We start from the raw sequence: 21853 nt of genomic DNA on the forward strand, positions 1-21853 counted from the left end.
GGTAAAGGTTTTTATAACAAGTTCTCAGCTTGCTTGACTTATGACTTTTTAAACGACTATTTTTTATCGTTGATTGCCATCTACGATTAATCATAAAAAACTTCTATACCTTTATACATTTATCATTACAATAATGACTTTCTTTTATCCCTCTAGAAAGTTATCTGCTATGACCAAAACCCAAGAAAACCGACCTACTGACGCAACGCCGCCACAGGAAGCTGTCGATGATATCGATAGCAATGATGGTGATATAGCAGACGATATTGATCAAGACTCAGCCTGTGCTAAGCCGCCTGAAGCAAAGATTAAAATAGAATCTCTTTCGCCCGATGTCGCCGTTGCCTCGCTAGAAACTGATGAGGAAGTGCCTTCATCTGAAGCAGAGTCCTCTATTCCATCAGAAGCAGAAACCGTCGAGCCAGTAGTTGACGATTCAGACGCCATCAATGCAGAAACTGACAATGCAGAAACTGACAATCTCGAAACCAAAAACCTAACAACTGGGAACCTAGAAGCTGAGACTTCAGAAGCGGTGAGTTTAAAAACTGAGTATTCAGATGATAACGTTACAGACAGCTCTGAAGAGCCAGCGCTCGAAACATCAAACGACTCTTTATCAAGCGATGAGGGAACAACAGATGGCGAGCTAGCAGCAGAAAACGACGAGAAAGAAGAGGAAATTAAAGAAAAGAAAGAAGCCAAACTTGAGTCTTATAAGCAATTTGTCGCAGAACAATTCAACAATAAAAAAGTAGATTATCCAGAAGTTAGAGTAACGATTGAAGCAAATGCCTTGCCGAGCAGAATGTATTTCATTATGAACATACTGTCTGCCATTATCGCAAGCTACGGACTTGTTACCAACTCGGCGGCGGTTGTCATCGGTGCCATGTTGGTCGCCATGATGCTTGGTCCCATCACTGGGGTGGCATTAGCGATTATCGATCACCGTATGCCATTGCTACGTCGGTCGATTATTACCGTACTCATCGGTGTGTCACTGGTCATACTGGTCGGGTTTATCATCGGGTGGCTGCACAAGGATCAGCCGCTAACAGCAGAGATATTATCGCGTACCCAGCCTACTTCTATGGACTTGATGATCGCCTTAGCGGGTGGTACGGCGGGCGCTTATGCCATGGTGTCACCGCATCTCTCGGTCGCCGTCGTTGGCGTGGCTGTGGCCACTGCTTTGGTACCGCCTCTGGCTGCCAGTGGCATTTTATTTGCCAATGGCGAGATACAACTTGGGTTTGGTGCGCTGTTGTTAGCGATAACCAACATTATTGCCATTCAATTCACCAACGCGCTGGTGCTGTGGATTTTAGGCTTTCGCCGTTTGGTCGATGACGATTATCAATCAAATACCTATCTGACCTTTTTGCAGCGTAACGCCATTACTTTATTGCTATTGGGTGGATTGGGCACATATTTGACCATCAATTTACAAACCAACGCCAAGCAACAGGCCTTTGAAAATGATGTCAAAGAAGCAATCAACAGTTATTTTATCGATAAGGGCAATGTCTTAACCAATACGCAATTTGATACCATAGACGATAAACAAGTCGTCCGTGCTGTTATTCGTGGTGAGACCACCCCGACCGCCTATGATGTGCAGCAAATCGAAACCACTATTACCAAAGACATGGTAGAAAACTTTCCTAAGTATCCGCCGATTAAACTGCAATTGCGTTATTTACCCGTCCAAGTGATTGAATCAAATCCGGTCATACAAGATCAACTTGATGAGACTGATGCAGCAATCTTGACCAATTGACCTCTACTATGAGCCCTACATTTTTGCTCAATAAAAATGCAGGGGTTGTGCGTAGAACACACGAGCGGTTGTAACTCTTATACCAAGAGCTTGGGCGTTTGTGCTAAAATCGCATGCAAAATTATTTTACTCAATTCTATCCGTCAGTAAGGAGCCGCTGTGAGCCAGCCATTTCGCTCAGCCGATATTCGTCAAGCCTTTATCGATTTTTTTGTAAGCAAGCAGCACACCCCAGTGTCATCGTCCAGCTTGATTCCACACAATGACCCGACATTGCTATTTACCAATGCTGGCATGAATCAGTTCAAAGAGACATTTTTGGGCATGGAGACACGGGACTATACGCGTGCTGTCACCTCACAAAAATGCGTGCGTGCTGGCGGCAAACATAACGACTTGGACAATGTCGGCTATACCGCCCGTCATCATACGTTTTTTGAGATGCTGGGTAATTTCTCGTTTGGCGACTATTTTAAACAAGCGGGTATCGAATATATCTGGGAGTTTTTGACGTCGAATGAATGGCTTGCAATCGATAAAGACCGCTTGTATGTCACCATTTATGAAACCGATGATGAAGCCTTTGATATTTGGCACAACACCATTGGTATCCCAAGTGATCGTATCATTCGTATTGGCGATAACAAAGGCGCGCCTTACGCGTCAGATAACTTTTGGACGATGGGTGATACAGGTCCTTGTGGCCCTTGTACCGAAGTCTTTTATGATCATGGTGCTGATATCGAAGGCGGCCTGCCAGGGACTCCTGAAGAAGATGGCGATCGTTACATTGAGATTTGGAATTGCGTATTTATGCAGTTCAATCGCCAAAAAGACGGTACGCTATTACCGCTACCAGCGCCAAGTGTGGATACGGGCATGGGACTTGAGCGCATCAGTGCCATTATGCAAGGCGTCCATGGTAACTATGAAATCGATCTATTCACACATTTGATGGATGCAGCGGCTGAGATTTTAGAGATTAAAAATGAACAACAATCGTCACTAAAAGTCATCGCTGATCATATCCGTGCTGTTTCATTTTTGATCGCTGATGGTGTCACACCAAGCAATGAAGGTCGTGGCTATGTATTGCGCCGTGTCGTTCGCCGCGCCGTACGTCATGGTAACAAGCTTGGCGCAGACAGTGACTTTTTCTACAAGATGGTCGCACCGCTTGTGGCTGAAATGGGCACCGCCTATCCTGAATTAAAAGACAAGCAAAGCGTCATCGAAAACGCCATTCAAAAAGAAGAAGCACAATTTGCTAAGACACTGGCGCAAGGATTACGTTTGCTTGCCAGCGAACTTGAAGGTCTGCAAGATGGCGACACCCTCTCTGGTGAAGCAGCATTTAAGCTGTATGACACTTACGGCTTCCCGATTGATTTGACCGCTGATATCACCCGCGAGCGCGGTATCGCTATTGATGAAGCAGAGTTTGATGAGCATATGCAAGCACAGCGTGAGCGCGCTCGTGATGCTGGCAAATTTGATGTTGATTATAGCAGCGTTATCCAAGTAGAGACGCCAACGACCTTTATTGGTTATGAGCAGCTTGAAGAAGATGGCGTTACGGTCAACGCGATTTATCAGGATGGCAATGCAACCGATAGCTTAACCGAAGGAACAGAGGGCGTTATCGTACTCGACCGTACCCCTTTCTATGCCGAAGGTGGTGGTCAAGTGGGTGAGCTTGGTGAAATCCGTACTGAAACAGGCGTCTTTGAAGTACAAGATACCAAAAAATCAGGTCAGGCCATTATCCATTATGGTGTGGTGACCATGGGTGATATCAAAACAACGCAAACAGCCGATGCTCAAGTGCTCTCTAGCATCCGTGCCGCCAGTGCCAAAAACCACTCGGCCACTCACTTATTGCATGCGGCATTAAGAGAAGTACTGGGCGAAGCAGTCACGCAAAAAGGCTCACTCGTTTCAAGCGACGTGCTACGTTTTGACTTCTCTTATGACAGACCAGTCACTCCTGCTGAAATCATACGCGTAGAACGCCTAGTCAATGAACAAATTCAAGCCAATACCCCAGCTCGTATCGAGCACATGTCTATTGATGAAGCCATGAAGCAAGGTGCCATGGCGCTGTTTGGCGAAAAGTACGGCAGTGAGGTTCGCGTACTCACTATGGGTACGGACAATATCGTTGATGGTCAACGTAAGCCTTTTTCTATTGAGCTATGTGGCGGCTTGCATGTGCAGCGTACCGGTGATATTGGTATGCTAAAAATCACCAGCGAATCAGGTATCGCGGCTGGTATTCGCCGCATCGAAGCCGTCACTGGTATGAATGCGGTCAAAAACATTCAACAAAGTGAGCAGCAACTGGGCGAATTGGCCAGTCAATTAAAAGTCAAACGTCCTGAAGTGGCGCAGCGTGTCCGCACCATGGCAGACAAGCAGCGCGACTTAGAAAAACAACTGGAACGCTTGGAGCAAAAAATGGCCAGTGCCCAAGCGGCAAATTTGCTTGATGACGTTCAGACCATCGCAGGCACACCTGTTCTGGTTAGCACCTTGAGCGGTATCGATGGCAAATCTATTCGTACGCTCATGGATGACATCAAGTCCAAACTGCCCGATAGCGTTATTGTTTTGATTGGCGATAAAGACGATCAATTGGCACTAGCGGCCAGTGTGGCCAAATCACTCACTACCAAAATCAAAGCGGGTGATATCATTCGTCATTTGGCAGGCGAGCTTGGCGGTAAAGGTGGTGGTAAGCCTGACTACGCCCAAGGCGGTGCACCCAAGTCTAGCAACAGTACCGCTGTTATCGACGCCCTACCTGCTTGGATCGAAACCAGTCTTAGCTAGGTACCATGCTGCTATGGTCAGTTGAAAAGAAAACGGTTATATAAATTTAAACGCGCTACTAGAGCAAATTTTACTTGCGTGCTGTGCCGCTGCTGACAGAGGAGGCGTAACATTCATCCTAGTAGCGCTATAACACTTTTGAAGTGCATCGACTATATATTGCCTACAGAATACGCGATGGGTTATAACCCCCATAACCAATCGCCATATATCTAAGCCCTACTGCTACTTAACGTAGTGAGGTAGATATGATATAAAGGTCAACGTTTGAACGTATTGTTCATCCGCTTGGTTTAAAACAAGCCGTAGTGAATAAATAAAAGGCATAGAACAGCACTCTTAAAACAGCTTTATCTATGCCAGTATTGAGGAAGAGTCACATTTACTCTCGTCAATCATAACGACAGGTCATTCATGAATAATAGGTAGGTTTTTATGGCGTTAATAGTACAAAAATATGGCGGCACCTCGATGGGCAGTATCGACCGCATTAAAAACGTCGCCAAACGCGTCAAACGCTGGCATGATAACGGCCATCAAGTGGTGGTGGTCGTGTCTGCTATGAGCGGCGAAACCAACCGTTTAATCGATCTGGCACGTCAAATTAGCAATCAACCTGATCCTCGTGAATACGACCAAATGGTCTCGACGGGTGAGCAAGTGTCTATCTCATTACTCGCCATGGCGATCAAAGAGCTTGGTATTGGGGCCCGTTCATTCACTGGTCGTCAAGTGGCGATTAAGACCGATAACGCCCATAATAAAGCGCGTATCGAAAGTATCGATGATAAAAACATTCGTGAGCAGCTAGAAGCTGGCAATATCGTCATTGTGGCAGGCTTCCAAGGTATCGATGAGGACGGTAATGCGACCACATTAGGACGCGGTGGCTCTGATACCACAGGCGTTGCCATTGCAGCCGCTTTGGGCGCTGATGAGTGTCAAATCTATACCGATGTCGATGGCGTCTACACCACTGACCCACGTGTTACTTCAAAAGCCAAAAAGCTTGAAAAAATTACCTTCGAAGAGATGCTCGAGATGGCCAGTCTGGGTTCTAAAATTCTTCAGATTCGCTCAGTAGAATTCGCTGGTAAATATGGTGTGCCCTTGCGTGTACTATCTAGCTTTGACGAAAATACTGACGGCAGTTTTGACCAAGAGTTTCAAGACACCGTTGGCACCCTAATTACGATAGATGAAGGAGACAATATGGAACAGGCAATCATCTCAGGTATTGCATTCAACCGAGACGAAGCAAAAATTGTAGTGCGCGGTGTACCTGATCACCCTGGTATTGCCTCTGCTATCTTAAGCCCGATTGGTAACGCAAATATTGAAATTGACATGATTGTGCAAAATCTGTCGGTCAATGGTACGACAGATTTTACCTTTACGGTTAATCGCTCTGATCTAGACAAAACCATGAAAGTGCTCAACGACGAAGTTAAAGACGAGATTGGTGCCAAAGAGATACTAGGCAATAGCGAAGTCGTGAAAGTGTCTTTAGTTGGTGTTGGCATGCGCTCACACGCAGGGGTTGCCAGTCTTATGTTCCAGACCTTGGCGGAAAACAACATCAATATTCAAATGATTTCTACCAGCGAGATCAAAGTGTCTGTTCTGATTCAAGATCAGCATTTAGAAAAAGCGGTCAAATCTCTACACACCGCGTTTGGGCTTGACCGTGAAGATGGTGAAAGCAAAGTGGCTGGACTATAATATATATAGTGAGTTCGATATAAAAACGATACAGCGGGACGTATATGAATTTTTTGCAGCTCTTGCCTGTGTAGGCACAGCAAGCCAGAAAAATTTATATTAGTTCCGCGTCATAAGATAACGTATCCGTTTTATTTAGAATCGACTATAGTAATAGTCGATTCTAAATAAAACAATGTCGAGTGACTGAGATTCCTTATTTATAAAATAAAGGTTATTTATAAAGTAAAGGGTTTGCAGTCTCAGACTGGTTTTTATAACATCGATTAAACTATAGAGATAACTTTCACTGTTATTCATACATTGGTTATTAAATTACTGACAATAATACATTGATTAGATAGGGTCTTTTTAGATCCTATTTTTATTTTTTAATATTGCTAAGATAATGGTTTAACCAATAGTTTTGTGAAAACCCGTGACAGTATCTGTTATGCCCCCTATAATGGGGCTTTCATTTGGGCTAAATGAATCTACCTATCGTTACCGTTATTGGCACAACGTTCCCTATTATGGTTGTTGTCAATTTATTGCATGTAGAATGCAGCGGTAATGTCCTGCAATTGAGAATTAATCTAATGAGTAATAACCTGTTGATGCGACATAAGGAGTGTGACGCATGTTAATTTTGACACGCCGCGTGGGCGAGACGCTAATGATTGGTGATGAGGTCAGTGTGACTGTTTTGGGCGTTAAAGGCAATCAAGTACGTATTGGTGTCAACGCACCTAAAGACATCGCTGTACACCGCGAAGAGATTTACCAACGTATTCAGCATGAGCGCTCTGTACAATCGCAGATGCAACATCTTGAACAAGGCAGTTTTGCGCCTTCATTTGATGACGAAGACTATTTTAATCGCTAAGCAAATCTGTAATACTTAACGCTTAATTATTAATCATTATCGAGCATATATAAGCATTGTATTTTTAAAAGTACGGTATTTTTGCTTTTTTAATCTGCTCTGAGGTCATTTATTTATGAGTATCCGCCAATCAGATGTATCGGCTCTACTTAATGGTTTAAATAAAAAAGCCATTGGATTCAATGATGTCATCAGCTTTATCGATGATTTTTATCGCTATGCTCCTGCCCCTTTCGTCAATGGCATGGTACATAATGCAGCTGGTGAAAATGAAGGCAGTGCAAAAATCTTTGGTTTTGCTAAACACCATGGTCTAAACCAATTAGACACATTAAAGCTGTTTGGCGAGCATTATGCCAAGGTTCAAGCAACGCCTAACGGTACTGATCATGCCAATATCCGCAACTTTTTGCATTGGGGCTGGCAAGGATTTTTAATGCAAAAAAATCCGTTGACGGTACGCCCTAGCGTTGATACGACTGCACTCTAATTGTTTACTACAATAAAAAAGCCACGCTAACGAGCGTGGCTTTTTTATTGACGTTTGTTACTGGTCACTTCATTCATCAATAATAACACCAGTCATCGCAAGGCTACTTATTGCGAAATTTAATCGGTTGTACCGCCCCTTTAGGGTTGGGCATATTGGGGTAATGTTGCTCATGCTCGACCTCGCACTCCGCCCCAACGATATCACCGTTGTCTTTTACTGGCTTATGAATGAAACCTGTGCGCTCAGCAGGCGGTAGATGCTCGTGCTCCCAAATCATCACCGCTTGCATACAAGTTTCGCGCTGCTCAGCAGTTACTTTGCGACCATCAGGCCATTTACCAAGCTCAATCGCCATACGAAATTTTTCAACCACTTCTGGCGTCAAGCTTGCCAATATCGTTTGTTTGTCCATCTTGCCTATTCTCCACTGCTATTTTTGTGTCGCTAACACGCTTATTCATCATCCATAATATCATCATCGCCATCAAGACTGAATTCTTCTGCATGGACGTTCCAGTGCAACTTGGTACGGCACGCTTCGTAGAAATCAAACCCAGGTGGATGCAATAAGGTCAGCTTATCAGGATGTTTACGGATGTAAAGCCGCTGCTCTTGCTCAAGTGGCACACTTGGCTTACCATCAGCGCTGACCATTGGCTGCGTACGATTGTCCTCGTGAATACGAATACAGACCTCACTATTGCCGCTCACCACAATCGGTCGACTCGATAGCGTGTGTGGATGCATGGGCACCAAACAAATGGCATCCATGCTTGGATGAATAATAGGACCACCGCCGGACAAGGCATAAGCCGTCGATCCTGTCGGTGTGGCCGCTATCAAGCCATCACTATGCTGCCTATAGACATCCTGCCCATCAATTTTCATCTGAAAATCAATCATATGTACCGACTTGCCAGCATGCAATACCACGTCATTGAGCGCCATGTCTTCGTGGATGATATCGCGCCCTTCTCGTATCTCCATTGTGAGCAAAAACCTGTGATCCAGCTGATAGTCACCCATCAATACTTGACGTAACTTAAAGGCCGCTTCATCAGGTTTAACATCTGCCAAAAAGCCAAGACGACCACGGTTAATACCCAATACGGGCACTCGATAGCGTGCTAACGCTTCAGCGGCATGTAATATTGAGCCATCACCGCCAACGACGATGACCAAATCACAAATCTCACCAATCAAACCCCGCTTAACGATTTTGACTTTTTCAATCTCAATCAGATTTAAGGTAGGCAAATTCGCAGTTTGCACATCCATAATCAAGGTGAGATTCATGTCATTAATGGTTTGGGCAATCTGCACCAGACTTTGGGTAACACTGCGTTTGCCCGCGCGCCCCATCAAGCCAATACGTCTAAAAGCTGGATTTTTGATCGCGTGGAACAGCTCTGATTCGTGTAAGTGTGGCAATCTTGCTGACTGCGCTGAGTTTTCCATAAAACGACTCGGTATAACGGTGAATTACAGAGCAATGATAGCGATAAATGAACGCTTAGACTAGCATGTTTATGCATTATCGTTGTTAACTGTCGTAATCCTCTGCTATGCCTGCTTTTCACAAAAGCGAAAACCACTTGGTGATATAATCTATACTCGATAAAATGGACGCACGACATTGTATAGTTGATCCTAAATAAAATGGATACAAGAAAGGATGGAGTGAGCAAAGCCTTGACAGTTGTCACGTAAACACAGTTGACAATAATGGGTGGTTTGCTAAAGTATCTGATATCTATATTATTTTTTATTATTAAGGATACATGTATGGCCAATCCTATTGTTAGTCGTGCAGAGCTTGCGATCGGCGGTACTCCAATGACGGTCAAAGGAGTAATTCAAAAGACCAGTTTATTACTTGGATTATCTGCTATCACAGGCGTGGGGTTCTTCTTTTATGCCCTCATGGCAGGATTATCGCAAGGTTTTATTACGATGGCGGCCTTTGGTAGCATGATTGCTGCGTTTGTGCTCGCGCTTGTGATCACCTTTAAGCCACAAAAAGCCAAGACGTTGGCCGTGCCTTATGCATTGCTAGAAGGTATCTTTTTAGGCGGTATTTCACTGTTCTTTATGAGAATGTATCCAACGGTACCAGTGACAGCAATGTGCGCAACGTTTGTAACCGCTGCTGTTATGCTTGGTCTTTACCGTTCAGGCTTAGTCAAAGTTACTGAAAAGTTCCGTTCTATCGTGACCTCAGCCGTTATCGCGATTATGCTTGTTTATGTGGCGCAGTGGGTGCTCTCTTTGGTATTTGGCTCAACCTTACCGTTCTTATTTGAAGGCGGCGCTATTGCCATTGGCTTTAGCCTATTTGTGATTGTTATCGCGTCTTTCACTCTTCTACTAGACTTTGATAATATCGATCGCGGCGTGGCCATGGGTATCTCTGAAGACTACGAATGGTTATTTAGTATCGGTATTCTTGCAACGCTTGTGTGGATGTACATCGAATTTATGCGTCTGCTTAGTTATTTACAAGATTAACCTCACCTCTGCCAAGCTATCATTTTAAATAAAAAACCGTCTTTTCTTAAAGGCGGTTTTTTTATAAGTTGCATAAAGAGACGACGCATACTAAGCACGTTTTAAACGTAGCGCATTTAGTACGACAAACAGCGAGCTTAATGACATTCCAATAGCAGCAAGCCATGGTGGCACATAACCCAAAGCCGCTGGTATTAAGACAATACCATTATAAATAAGGGCCCAGCGAAAGTTTTGTTTGATGATACGCTCTGTTTTATTAGCGATACGTTTAGCCGCTGTGATAGCTTCTATTTGCCCATTTAATATAATGCTATCGCTAGATACTTGTGCCAAGTCTGCCGCGCCAGCGATCGACGTTGACACATCGGCGGCTGCCAATACGGGCGCATCATTGATACCATCGCCCACCATCAAGACAACGGCTCCTTTACCTTGTAGCTGCTGAATATGATCCACTTTATCGGTTGGTGATAACCCATTGTAAGCGGATTGCATACCCAAACTGTTAGCCATAGTCAGCGCTTGAGGGCTTGGGTCACCTGTCAGCATAACCGCCTCAATCCCCAATCCTTTGAGGGTATCAAGCATGGATTTGGCACTATCGCGTACTTTGTCATTAAAGTAAAAACACGCCAGCGCTTGCCAGTTATTTGATTCATGGTTTTGATAAGACAAGATTACCGCTGAGCTTGCTCGATGTACATTCAAGTCAATCGTCAATGACTCGCTTGCCTGCGCATTATTTATGTTATCTAAAGCAAAGTCGATATGACCAATACGATAGGATACGTCATCAATCATCGCTTCTACGCCGCCTGCTGGATGATGCTGCAAGTCTTGCGTGATTGGCAGATGCAATTGATAAGCGGCCGTTAGTAAGGCATGCGCGATGGGATGACGACTGCCTACTTCGAGCGCCGCTGCGATTGCCAACACCTTATCTTTTTGTTCGGCTAACGCCACAGTAGCCGTATCATCAATGTCAGTGCTAGATATGGTTTTGTGAATGGGCGCTAACAGCTCAATATTTAGTAAATTTGGCTTACCATAAGTGAGCGTGCCCGTTTTATCGAAGGCCACATGTGTGATCTCAGCAAGCGTTTGCAAGGTATGCCCGCGCGTCGTCAAAAATCCATAGCTTGCCAACCGATTGGTTGCCACCGTCAGCGCAATAGGGGTCGCTAAAGAGAGCGCACACGGACAGGTCGCCACTAACACAGCGACTGTCGCCCAAATGGCTTGGCTTGGCTCAACAATATACCAGCCGATAAAAACCAAAACGGACAATACTAAAATCCGCGCGACAAACCAACGTGCCAGCTTGTCCGCTTGCTGTGCCAGTTTTGGTTTTTCACTCATGGCACGGTTCATGAGTCTATCAATCAGACCGATTTGACTGTCTTCTGGTAACGCGGTGACCAGCATCTCAAACGGTTGGCTGTCGTTTTGGGCACCGCCAACGATATAATCACCTTGGGTTTTGAGAATTAAATCGCCCTCACCTGTCAAAAGGCTTTGCGATACCGTTGCCGTTGGGCTGAGCAAGATACCATCGCTGATAATCTCAGATCCTGCTTCGACCATGATAATGTCACCCACTTGTAGACTATGGGCAGTGACCATTTGTTTTTTTTCTACATTGTCTTCTATAAGGTCTTCGGCGTTATTCTCTCGTTGTGATCGGACTGTTGCCTGATGACGTGTCTGCTGCCAGTTTTGTGCAATTTGTAAGGTTATTTGCTGAACATTAACATTGATGCTCGGCATAAAACGGGGCATAGCAGTTGAAAAGGCGCTTTGTTGAGCCGTAACGTCTTTTCTGTCTTGGTCAGACTCGGTTTGGCTATGCTCATTTTGACTAAGCTCGTTTTGACTATGCTCGGTTTGACTATGCTCATTTTGATCAAGTGTATTTTGTTCTAATTGTTGCAAAATACGTTGAGCCGCCGCTTTATCTTCCGCAATTTTTTGTACCAATACTGGTTCAACCACCACCAGATCATTGGCCATAGTAGCTGCTTTTAGACGCGCATTATGCTCAATGTAGCGTCCTGCCAATAAGAAGAAAATAAACATACTGACAGAGTCATAATAGGTCTCGCCTTGCCCGGTGAACGTGGCATAAAGGCTGGCAAAAAAGGTGATAATCAAAGCGACGCTGACGGGTACATCCATATTCACTTGCCGCGCACGAATCGCCGACCATGCCGAGGTAAAAAAGGGAATACCGGCATACAAGAAAACAGGGGTACTCACAAACAAAGAAACCCAACGCAGAAAATCTCGCTGAAATACCAACATATCGCTATATTCACCAAAATACAGGGCAACGGCATACATCATTGCCTGCATAGAACCCAAGGCGGCGATACCCAGACGCAATATCATTTGACTGTTATGACGCGCCAGCATGGCCTCATGAGTGTCTTGACGATAAGGCTTGGCGTCGTAGCCGATTTCATTGATGACGGCCAAAATACGACTGATGGGCAACTTGCTTTCGTCCCAAATCACTCGCATACGCTGATTGGTCAAATTTACCTGACATTGACTAATGCCTTCTAATTCGTCTAGACGCGATTCAATCAACCACGTACAAGCAGCGCAGCGTAAGTTGTTGACGGACAGCTCTGCCACTGATAGACCGTCCTGCGCATAAACGAACTGAGCTTTTATCTCATCATGATCGTAAACTTCGAGGCGAGTCAGCTGGGTTGGTAGACTTGCCGTGCGGTTGATCTCGGAGCGGTCAAGGTAATATTGCTCAAGGCCTGCCTCGACAATGCTCTGAGCGGCCAATTGACAACCCATACAACACATCTCACGCGATGTCCCCAATACTTCAGCATAAAACGGAGGCTGAGGTACAGGATCGCCGCAATGAAAGCAGTGACCCGCAAGGGGTAATACCAGACAGTCGGTGATAGAATTGTCTTGATAGGGATGAGTGATCGTGGATGTCGCGGGTTGTGGAGTACTAGACATAATCGCGCTTACTTCCTTTATATAGGTTTGCTCGAACCCTATTTGCTCTCGGTAAACTGACTGTTATTTATCATGCATCATCTTACTTAAGACAGCGGTTTGCAATCGTAGCGGATTCATACAAAATACATCATGATAGCCATCACAAGTTGCTATCGTATATGGCATCGACAAAACCAATTAAAAGCAGTGGCTGCCTTACAATGAATATCGGTTGAATGGTACCAATTATACTACAAGCCGTGAGCCGGAGCAGCATAACCGCTTACTGTCTACTCACAATGAATGCCTGTATTGACGATGATAGATTGAAAAATTTGTCAATTTGCGTCATTATGAGGCAGTTTTTTATCCAAAAATGGTGCGACATCAGTGCAAAAATCCAACTCCAAGCTATTACAGTCCTCTAAGTCTGCCCAACATACGCTGCCTTCCCAGCAGCGCGGCTTGGTATTTAGTAGTCTTCTATTAATTATAGTCATCGCAGGTATGGTGTTATTGGCACTATATTTAGTGAAGCTTGATCGCACCATTACCAGTAAGTTTGAGGGTAAGCGCTGGGACATTCCTGCCAAAGTTTACTCTCAACCGCTTGAATTATATCAGGGCGCGAATGTCGATAGGGAAACGATGAAGTCATGGCTAGAGTTGCTAAACTACCAAAGCAACCAAGCCTATGATCGCACGGGTACGTATCATCGCTCAGGCAATACCTACTTTATTCATACACGCGGCTTTACTTATAGCTCAAATGATATAGATAAAGAGCAAGTCATCAAGATGACCATTGCGGGTAATAAAATCGAGTCGATTCAAAGCACCTTGCCAGCTAAGAGCGGTATTATTCGCTTAGAACCTGTCAATATTGGCGGTATTTATCCCGATAGCAATGAAGACCGTTTGGTCGTGTCGTTAGACGAAGTACCACAACCGTTAATTAACGCATTAATAGCAACCGAAGACCGCGCGTTTTATGAGCATAAAGGGGTGTCGATACGCGGAATCGCGCGCGCTGTCCTCAATAACTTCTCTGGTGGTTCAAGACAAGGCGGCTCAACCATCACGCAGCAGCTGATCAAAAACTTTTATCTCAATTCAGACCGTACGCTAAAACGCAAAGCCAATGAAGCCATGATGGCAGTATTGCTCGAGCTGCATTATAGCAAGGATGAGATTTTACAAACGTATTTGAATGAGATTTACTTGGGTCAAAATGGCAACCGTTCTATCAACGGTTTTGGTTTGGCCTCACAGTTTTATTTTGACAAACCCCTTAATGAGCTGCGGTTAGATCAGCAAGCCATGCTAGTGGGTATGGCAAAAGGCCCAAGTATTTATAACCCACGTCGCCATCCAAACGATTCAAAAGCACGCCGCGATGTGGTACTGGGCAATATGTTGGCAGTCGGTTCTATCAACCAAGAAGACTACGACCGAGCAATCGAGCAACCCCTTGGCGTCGTCGACAAGCCTGTCGAAGGCAAGAGTCAATTCCCTGACTTTTTGGATATTGTTAAGCGTGAACTCAATACCGTGTATTATTCTGATGACCTCAAAAACGAAGGTTTAATCATTATTAGTACCTTGGACCCTATTGCGCAATTAGCAGCGGACAAAGCCGTTGATACAAAACTTGGTGAGTTACGTCGTAATAATAGTAAAACTAAAAACTTGCAAGGCGCATTAGTCAGTGCGAATCCTGAAACTGGCGAGCTGGTGTCAGTAGTCGGGAGTGGTAGTGAATTTACCGGCTTTAACCGCGCAATTGATGCCAAACGTCAAGTGGGGTCGTTGTTAAAACCCATTATCTATATGACTGCACTTGAAAGCGGTCGCTATAATCTAGCCAGCTCAATAGATGACTCGCCGATTACGGTGAATTTGAACGACGGCACCAAGTGGAATCCTAAAAACTATGACAATCGCGATCATGGTTTTGTACCACTCACCACCGCTTTGTCAAACTCATATAACCACAGTGCGGTACGCGTCGGTATGGAATTCGGGGTAGATACCTTTGCCAAGCAATTAAAGCGCATGGGCGTCAAAGAAAAAATACCGCCGTACCCTTCTGCGTTATTGGGTTCAGTCAATCTTAGCCCGATGGATATGCTAGGCGTATACCAAGTGTTTGCGACTGGTGGCTTTCGTACGCCTATTCATAGTATTCGTACTGTGATTGACGATCGTGGTCGCATTTTGCAACGCACAGGGCTAAATACTCAACGTAGCATTCCGCCTGAGACCAACTTTTTGACCAACTATGCCCTGCAACAAGTGGTTGCGACGGGTTCTGCTAAACGTGCGCAATCGCTTGGCAGCAATTTAAACCTAGCAGGCAAAACTGGTACCACAAACGATTTCCGCGATGCATGGTTTGCAGGCTATAGTGGTAACTATGTCAGTGTGGTTTGGGTTGGACGTGACGATAATAAGCCCATTGGTTTAAGTGGCGGTACAGGCGCTCTACCAGTCTGGGTTGACTATATGAAACGATTAAAACTTACACCAGTGGCACTGCCAGAGCCTGAAGGTATCGAATGGCTATGGCTTGAAAACAACTCAGGCAAGCTGTCCAATGAACGCTGTGCCAACGCACGTTACTTACCTGTGATGTCTGCCCATTTACCAGAAGAAGCCAGTAGTTGTGCTCTTGACTTATATCAACAAGATCGTAACCACGAACAAGATGAGCAAAGTGCTATCAACCAACAACGCCGCCGTGAAGGTTTAGAGATTCCAAATGGCGAAGCCGTTGATACCGATAGCCAAGAAAACAATGAAGGGCAAAGTGATAATGATGCAGAAGGTCGTGCTGATACTTGGTATGATCGTGCCGTTGAGTGGTTCTAAACTTGTTTTTAAAACTTATAAAGGGTTTCAATATGATGTCACCTCTACAGCAAATGGCTTCATCTAAGCGAGCGATTGTTATGCACATCAGACAAAATAAGCCTGCCAATACGTTATTGGTAGGCAGCGCGCTTGTCACTATGCTAAGTTTAAGCGCGTGCCAGACTACGCCTAGCATGTCGACTGCGGCGCAAACGACCACTCAAGCTCCTGCTCAAACGACTGCTCCAACCACGACCGTTCAAAGCACGACCGTCCCACGCACTCCCTCTTCACAAACGCCCAAAGGGACGGTAGATACAACGACGGTAACGACCGTCACGCAAGCGCCTATTGTTAGAACCGATAATGATTCTGATTATGCGATTGAGTCTGATGATGTCTCTGAGCCATCAAACCCCCTGACGCAAGAGACACCTATTTTTAACACGCCAAGCTCAACACCCACTCAAGCTGATACCGTTATTTTAATCCCTTCCCGTGATGACTATATGATCTCTGAGCCGTCAGCGCCGTCACGTAATGAATTATTAGAACAGGCAAGAAAAAACTCACAGCAACGAACTCAGAAAACGTCAAGCAATAATAGCGATTTGCCAGCGTTTCGTAACTTGATGCAAGCGGGTATCAATCAACTCAAAGCAGGTAACTTGACCAGTGCTGAGAATAGCTTTACTCGCGCTCAGCGCTTGGCACCTAAGTCTTCGGCCGTGTACTTTTATTTGGCACAAGTGGCGTTAAAAAAGAATCAGCCCCGTAAAGCAGAAGCGATGGCAAGACGCGGTCTTAGCGTTTCTCAAGATAGCAGTCGCAGACGAGCACTTTGGCAGATCATCTTGCAGTCGGGACAAGCACAAGGCAACTCACGCGTGGTTAGTGAAGCAAAAAGCGCCTTACGCTAATAACCCTCAAGTTTGAGTCCGTCAGTCTCAAACGTAAAAGTGCGACCGTTCATTTATTAGATTCTATATATTCATGATTTATTTCAATACTTGATTTATTTAAGTGTTCTATATTTATCTGAGTACTTTATATTTATAGAAGTACTCTATTTCCATTTTATTCAAGCTCAAGGTTATCTTTATGGCATGGCAACAACTGCATTTACAATGCGAAAAAACAAACGTCGATTTGGCAGAAGCACTACTATTAGAAGCAGGCGCATTATCGATCGCTCTAGACGACGCAGGCGACCAGCCTTTGTTTGAGCCATTACCTGGCGAATCACCTTTGTGGGATGATGTCATCTTGACAGGTTTGTTCGATGCCACGACCGATACTGGTAACCGTCAAGCGATCGAGCAGCTCAGTCATGAGATTGCCGCGCAAGTACAGGCTACGCGTATTTGGCTGAGCGCTGTGGATGACAAGGATTGGGAACGTGAGTGGATGAGCAACTACCATCCTATCGAATGCGCCAATAACTTATGGGTGGTGCCTAATTGGATAACACCGCCCAATCCTGATGCCACCAATATTATTATGGATCCAGGTTTAGCCTTCGGTACGGGTTATCACGCCACCACCCGTTTGTGTCTTGACTGGCTAACAGAGCAAGATTTGACGGATAAAGTGGTCATTGATTATGGTTGTGGCTCCGGCATTTTGGGTATTGCCGCTTTATTATTGGGAGCACGTCAAGTATATGCGGTCGATATCGACCCTCAAGCAGTACTTGCGACCAACCAAAATGCAGAACGCAATCAGGTGGGCGATCGTCTACAAGCATTTTTACCAGAAGCATTTAACGATTATTGCGCCGAGCATGACGTTCTACCTGTCGACGTTATTGTTGCCAATATTTTAGCCAAACCCCTTATCGGTTTAGCCCCTTACTTTGCTACTTTAGTGACATCAAAAGGACGTATCGTATTGGCAGGTCTAATAGAATCGCAAACCGAGCAAGTGACGGCGGCTTATCAGCCTTATTTTTCACTCGATCCAAAACATGCTTTTACCGCTCAAGAAGAGCAGCATTGGCAGCGTTTGTCTGGTACATTTACAGGCTAGCAACATTTAATTACATCTGTTACGATAGAGGGCAGTCAAATTTTATGAGTTTGACGCCACTCTATCTTTAGCTGTGACTCATAAATTCGTTGTGCGTTTAAAGGCAAGTATGATAGGCAGTTTTATAAGTGGCTAAGCGGTATTGATAACCATACTTTTTTGGATTCGACCCTATGACTACCCCCATAGAAACCCAATGCCCCCACTGCAAAGCCTGCTTTAGTGTACAACAAACCCAGCTCAATAAAGTCAGTGCCGTTGCCAACTGTGATCATTGCCAACAACGTTTTTTGGTCAATCAACATCTTATCGTGACTCCTGATACTTCGACAACTCAACCTCATATCACCACAGATAGCCGTCCTCATAAAAAAGAAAAAAACAAATTAAGTAATACTAAGGCATCGCAACATAAAGCATCTACCAAAGAGTTTCCCGCTGATGCGTTAATTCACGATGACTTAATCTATGACGATATGGATATTGATGAGCCATCAGAAAGCATTTTAGAGTATGACTCACTAGACAGCATGGATGCATGGTTGGATCAAGCACATAAGCCCTCTCGCCCACCCGTAAATGGTCGCTCTAAAACCCCTAATAGAGACAGTCTCTCCTCTATTAAGTCATCAGCGACTATTGCTACCTCAGCGCCGTTACTGAGTTCAGTCGCAGCGAATGACATTCATGCCAGCATTGATAACCATACCAATAATTCATGGCTCGAAAAATTGCTTAAAGAGCAAAATGAGCAGGAAGATGAGACAAGCTCATCCATAAATATAAATAGCACAGCTGTGCCTCATCAAAGCACAAATAAGGCCTCTAAGGCGCGTATTAGAACACCTCAAGCACCAGAAAAATTTTCAGTAAGCCCAGAGAGTCAATCAATTGCTTCCATACTGTGGGCGCTTGGTTGCTTGGTATTGGCCTTATTACTTTTTGCCCAATACGTGATTTTTAATTTAGAAAATTTGGTCAAAAACCCGGTTTATGCCGAGCGTCTCCAAGCAGTATGTTCTGTCGCTGTTTGTAGCTTGCCCAGTGCCAATATAGATGCCTTTACAATCGCCAATACCAAGCACAAATCTAGTGCGGTTAATACGACTGACAATTTTAGCGATATAAGTGCCTTGCTAACCAACCAAAGCGACAAAGCGCAGCTATACCCAAACGTTCAAGTGAGCGTTTATGGCGCTGATGGTCTGGTTGGAGAGTTCATTGCCGAGCCAACCGACTATCTTTTGGGCAAACAAAGCCAATTGACCGCCAATGGTAGTCGACGGTTATTATTTACCATACCGATTGCTAACAAGGAAATTCGAGAAGTTGTCGTAACCCCCCTGTATTAGGGTATTAAGGTATTAAGGTATTAAGGTATTAAGGTATTAAGGTATTGAAATATTACGTCGTTAAGATATTGAGTCCGAATTTTAGCAAAGTAGATCTATATTGATAAGTCAATTCCAAGTTCTAGCCCGCCTATGAGCCGATCGCTGAGATAACGACCAATCTGTCCGCGCTAGACAAAGTTAATTTGATATAATACCCTACCCCCATGGTTTGATTATTTTAAAGGACATTATCTTATGGCAACTCATGCACAGCATAATGCCAGTCATTTTGCCAAAAGCTCTGATCATCCTGCCGATTACAATAAAGAAGATTATCCTCTGCCTCCCAGTTTCGCCGCTTCTTTAGACAGTCCCACCAGCTATACACAGGAGCCTTTACGCGTCCATGTTGAGCGGGTGGTCAGACAATATTTTGCGATGCTGGGTGATGATGTACCAACTGACTTATATGAGCTTGTACTCAAACAAGTAGAAGAGCCGCTCTTGTCTGTCGTTCTTGAACAAACTCGGGGCAATCAAACCAAATGCGCCCAAATCCTTGGACTTAATCGCGGTACTTTACGCAAGAAACTCAAAACCTACGATTTAATGTAGCATCGTCTATATGAGTTCACTCATCCTCACTGACAATCATTACGCATGGCAAGATAACCTTTTTAACGCTATCGTAAGCAACCTTAGTCTTGTCTGCAATCATTGTCATTGTCACCTTGCCAGACGTTCACGTCAGGCTTTTTTTATGGAAGTTTTTTTATGAGTACAACCCCACTTGCCCTACTATCGGTCTCTGACAAATCTAACATCGTTGAATTTGCCGAAGGTCTTATCAAAGCAGGTTTTGGCTTACTGTCTACTGGCGGTACTTACCGACTACTCACAGAAAATGACATCGCTGTGACCGAAGTATCAGATTACACAGGTTTTCCTGAAATGATGGATGGCCGTGTTAAAACGCTGCATCCTAAAATTCATGGTGGTATTTTAGGACGCCGTGGTACAGACGATGCTGTGATGAGTGAACACACAATTGAACGCATTGATTTGGTTGTCGTCAACTTATATCCTTTCGCTGAAACCATTGCTCGTGCAGACGTGACCATGAACGAAGCCATTGAAAACATCGACATCGGTGGTCCAACGATGGTGCGTTCAGCGGCAAAAAACCACGCTCATGTAGGTATTGTTACCGATCCTGCGGACTATAATCGTATATTGGACGCTTTGGGTAATGGTACTGAATTGACCATGGCTTTGCGTTACGACTTGGCAGTCAAAGCTTTTGAGCATACCGCACAATACGACGGAATGATTGCTAATTTCCTAGGCAGCCGTGTCAATGAAAACCAGCAACCTGAAACGTTTTCACGAACGTTCAACGTGCAGCTTAAAAAAGCACAAGACCTACGTTATGGCGAAAACCCTCATCAAAGTGCTGCTTTTTATACGCAGAGCCAGTCATTAACGACGCCTCAAGCCTCCATTGCAACCGCCAAGCAATTGCAAGGTAAAGCGCTGTCTTACAACAATATCGCGGATACCGATGCCGCCCTTGAATGCGTAAAAGCTTTCACGACCCCTGCCTGCGTTATCGTCAAGCATGCTAACCCTTGCGGCGTCGCTGTAGATAGCGATCAAGTAGCAGCTTATCGTACTGCATTCAGCACTGATCCTGAGTCTTCATTTGGTGGTATCATCGCGTTTAACCGCCCATTAACCTTGGCAGCTGCTAAAGCCATCATTGACAATCAATTCGTGGAAGTCATCATCGCCCCTAGCGTTGAAGAGGGCGTACTTGAGGCGACGGCTAGCAAGAAAAACGTACGCGTATTGGTATGCGGCGAACTACCAGCGCCAGATCAGCGTCATACGCAACTTGACTATAAGCGCGTCAACGGTGGTCTGCTAGTACAAGAGCAAGATCTTGGTTTGATTACGGCGAATGACCTAAAAATCGTCACAGACGTCCAACCAACCGAAGCGCAAATTGCGGACCTACTATTTAGTTGGAACGTGGCAAAATACGTCAAATCTAATGCCATTGTCTATGCAAAAGGACAACGTACGATTGGTGTAGGCGCAGGTCAAATGAGCCGCGTCAACTCAGCACGTATCGCTGCGATTAAAGCTGAGCACGCAGGATTGCCCACTGAAGGGGCTGTCATGGCATCAGACGCTTTCTTCCCATTCCGTGACGGCATTGACAATGCCGCTCAAGTCGGCATTTCTGCGATTATCCAGCCAGGTGGCTCTATGCGAGACGATGAGACCATTGCCGCTGCCAATGAGCACGGTATCGCCATGGTATTTACGGGCATGCGTCACTTCCGCCATTAATAGCTCATACATTGCCATAAAAACGCATAGTGCTGATTGACATAGTCGTCAGCACTGTCAAAAAAAAGCCACTGTACAATACAGTGGCTTTTTTTATCTACTCTGATGAC

At 44.9% G+C, this 21853-nt stretch carries 14 protein-coding genes and 1 pseudogene; 12 read left to right on the plus strand and 3 right to left on the minus strand.

What is annotated here, in order from left to right; all coding sequences use genetic code 11:
* Positions 1–169 precede the first annotated feature (169 nt).
* The 5 genes and pseudogenes from AAJP47_RS10135 (at position 170) to AAJP47_RS10155 (ending at position 7692) form a co-directional block, all read left to right on the plus strand.
* Positions 170–1783: a TIGR00341 family protein gene (locus tag AAJP47_RS10135; RefSeq protein ID WP_346717809.1), complete on the plus strand. Its 1614-nt coding sequence runs from the start codon at positions 170–172 to the stop codon at positions 1781–1783.
* 159 nt (positions 1784–1942) lie between these two features.
* On the plus strand, positions 1943–4615 hold the full coding sequence (gene alaS, locus AAJP47_RS10140; protein WP_346717810.1) for an alanine--tRNA ligase: 2673 nt from the start codon (positions 1943–1945) through the stop codon (positions 4613–4615).
* A gap of 435 nt (positions 4616–5050) precedes the next feature.
* Positions 5051–6337, plus strand: coding sequence for an aspartate kinase (locus AAJP47_RS10145; RefSeq protein ID WP_346717811.1), 1287 nt, complete (start codon positions 5051–5053; stop codon positions 6335–6337).
* A gap of 619 nt (positions 6338–6956) precedes the next feature.
* A pseudogene (gene csrA, locus AAJP47_RS10150) lies at positions 6957–7124 on the plus strand (carbon storage regulator CsrA); the annotation flags it as partial.
* Between the two features lie 193 nt (positions 7125–7317).
* Entirely contained in the window at positions 7318–7692 is a 375-nt protein-coding gene (locus tag AAJP47_RS10155) for a HopJ type III effector protein (protein WP_010199421.1), read from the plus strand.
* 103 nt (positions 7693–7795) lie between these two features.
* Here AAJP47_RS10155 and AAJP47_RS10160 read toward each other — a convergent pair whose 3' ends face one another.
* Positions 7796–8107, minus strand: a complete 312-nt coding sequence (locus AAJP47_RS10160; protein ID WP_346717812.1) for a YeaC family protein — start codon at positions 8105–8107, stop codon at positions 7796–7798.
* Positions 8108–8148: 41 nt separating this feature from the next.
* Positions 8149–9153 (minus strand): NAD(+) kinase, encoded by a 1005-nt coding sequence (locus tag AAJP47_RS10165; protein ID WP_346717813.1) that lies wholly within the window; start codon positions 9151–9153, stop codon positions 8149–8151.
* A 327-nt stretch (positions 9154–9480) separates the two neighbouring features.
* Between AAJP47_RS10165 and AAJP47_RS10170 the strand changes: the two genes are divergently transcribed.
* Positions 9481–10203 carry a Bax inhibitor-1/YccA family protein gene (locus AAJP47_RS10170; protein WP_346717814.1) on the plus strand — a complete coding sequence of 241 codons (723 nt, stop codon included), beginning with the start codon at positions 9481–9483 and terminating at the stop codon, positions 10201–10203.
* A 90-nt stretch (positions 10204–10293) separates the two neighbouring features.
* Here AAJP47_RS10170 and AAJP47_RS10175 read toward each other — a convergent pair whose 3' ends face one another.
* A complete protein-coding gene (locus tag AAJP47_RS10175) occupies positions 10294–13191 on the minus strand; it encodes a heavy metal translocating P-type ATPase (RefSeq protein ID WP_346717815.1) in 2898 nt (965 codons plus the stop codon).
* 489 nt (positions 13192–13680) lie between these two features.
* On the opposite strand from AAJP47_RS10175, the gene mrcB reads away from it, so the two are divergent.
* From mrcB to purH, 6 genes are all read left to right on the plus strand, one after another.
* Positions 13681–16044 carry a penicillin-binding protein 1B gene (mrcB, locus tag AAJP47_RS10180; RefSeq protein WP_497198720.1) on the plus strand — a complete coding sequence of 788 codons (2364 nt, stop codon included), beginning with the start codon at positions 13681–13683 and terminating at the stop codon, positions 16042–16044.
* Between the two features lie 32 nt (positions 16045–16076).
* Positions 16077–16946 (plus strand): tetratricopeptide repeat protein, encoded by an 870-nt coding sequence (locus AAJP47_RS10185; protein WP_346717817.1) that lies wholly within the window; start codon positions 16077–16079, stop codon positions 16944–16946.
* A gap of 181 nt (positions 16947–17127) precedes the next feature.
* The gene (gene prmA / locus AAJP47_RS10190) at positions 17128–18054 is read left to right on the plus strand and encodes a 50S ribosomal protein L11 methyltransferase (protein ID WP_346717818.1); all 927 of its coding nucleotides are present in this window, start codon (positions 17128–17130) and stop codon (positions 18052–18054) included.
* A 173-nt stretch (positions 18055–18227) separates the two neighbouring features.
* Positions 18228–19406, plus strand: a complete 1179-nt coding sequence (locus AAJP47_RS10195; protein ID WP_346717819.1) for a DUF3426 domain-containing protein — start codon at positions 18228–18230, stop codon at positions 19404–19406.
* Between the two features lie 321 nt (positions 19407–19727).
* Positions 19728–20003 carry a DNA-binding transcriptional regulator Fis gene (fis, locus tag AAJP47_RS10200; RefSeq protein WP_497198721.1) on the plus strand — a complete coding sequence of 92 codons (276 nt, stop codon included), beginning with the start codon at positions 19728–19730 and terminating at the stop codon, positions 20001–20003.
* A gap of 159 nt (positions 20004–20162) precedes the next feature.
* Positions 20163–21743 (plus strand): bifunctional phosphoribosylaminoimidazolecarboxamide formyltransferase/IMP cyclohydrolase, encoded by a 1581-nt coding sequence (purH, locus tag AAJP47_RS10205; protein WP_346717821.1) that lies wholly within the window; start codon positions 20163–20165, stop codon positions 21741–21743.
* Positions 21744–21853: the final 110 nt, after the last annotated feature.

Source organism: Psychrobacter halotolerans (assembly GCF_039680845.1).
Taxonomy (GTDB): domain Bacteria; phylum Pseudomonadota; class Gammaproteobacteria; order Pseudomonadales; family Moraxellaceae; genus Psychrobacter.

Excerpts from the sequence above, each read along its gene's own strand:
- AAJP47_RS10135 (WP_346717809.1), top strand. The coding sequence starts at position 170 with ATGACCAAAACCCAAGAAAACCGACCTACTGACGCAACGCCGCCACAG.
- AAJP47_RS10145 (WP_346717811.1), top strand. The coding sequence starts at position 5,051 with ATGGCGTTAATAGTACAAAAATATGGCGGCACCTCGATGGGCAGTATC.
- AAJP47_RS10155 (WP_010199421.1), top strand. The coding sequence starts at position 7,318 with ATGAGTATCCGCCAATCAGATGTATCGGCTCTACTTAATGGTTTAAAT.
- AAJP47_RS10160 (WP_346717812.1), bottom strand. The coding sequence starts at position 8,107 with ATGGACAAACAAACGATATTGGCAAGCTTGACGCCAGAAGTGGTTGAA.
- AAJP47_RS10165 (WP_346717813.1), bottom strand. The coding sequence starts at position 9,153 with ATGGAAAACTCAGCGCAGTCAGCAAGATTGCCACACTTACACGAATCA.
- AAJP47_RS10170 (WP_346717814.1), top strand. The coding sequence starts at position 9,481 with ATGGCCAATCCTATTGTTAGTCGTGCAGAGCTTGCGATCGGCGGTACT.
- AAJP47_RS10175 (WP_346717815.1), bottom strand. The coding sequence starts at position 13,191 with ATGTCTAGTACTCCACAACCCGCGACATCCACGATCACTCATCCCTAT.
- mrcB (WP_497198720.1), top strand. The coding sequence starts at position 13,681 with ATGGTGTTATTGGCACTATATTTAGTGAAGCTTGATCGCACCATTACC.
- AAJP47_RS10185 (WP_346717817.1), top strand. The coding sequence starts at position 16,077 with ATGATGTCACCTCTACAGCAAATGGCTTCATCTAAGCGAGCGATTGTT.
- prmA (WP_346717818.1), top strand. The coding sequence starts at position 17,128 with ATGGCATGGCAACAACTGCATTTACAATGCGAAAAAACAAACGTCGAT.
- AAJP47_RS10195 (WP_346717819.1), top strand. The coding sequence starts at position 18,228 with ATGACTACCCCCATAGAAACCCAATGCCCCCACTGCAAAGCCTGCTTT.
- purH (WP_346717821.1), top strand. The coding sequence starts at position 20,163 with ATGAGTACAACCCCACTTGCCCTACTATCGGTCTCTGACAAATCTAAC.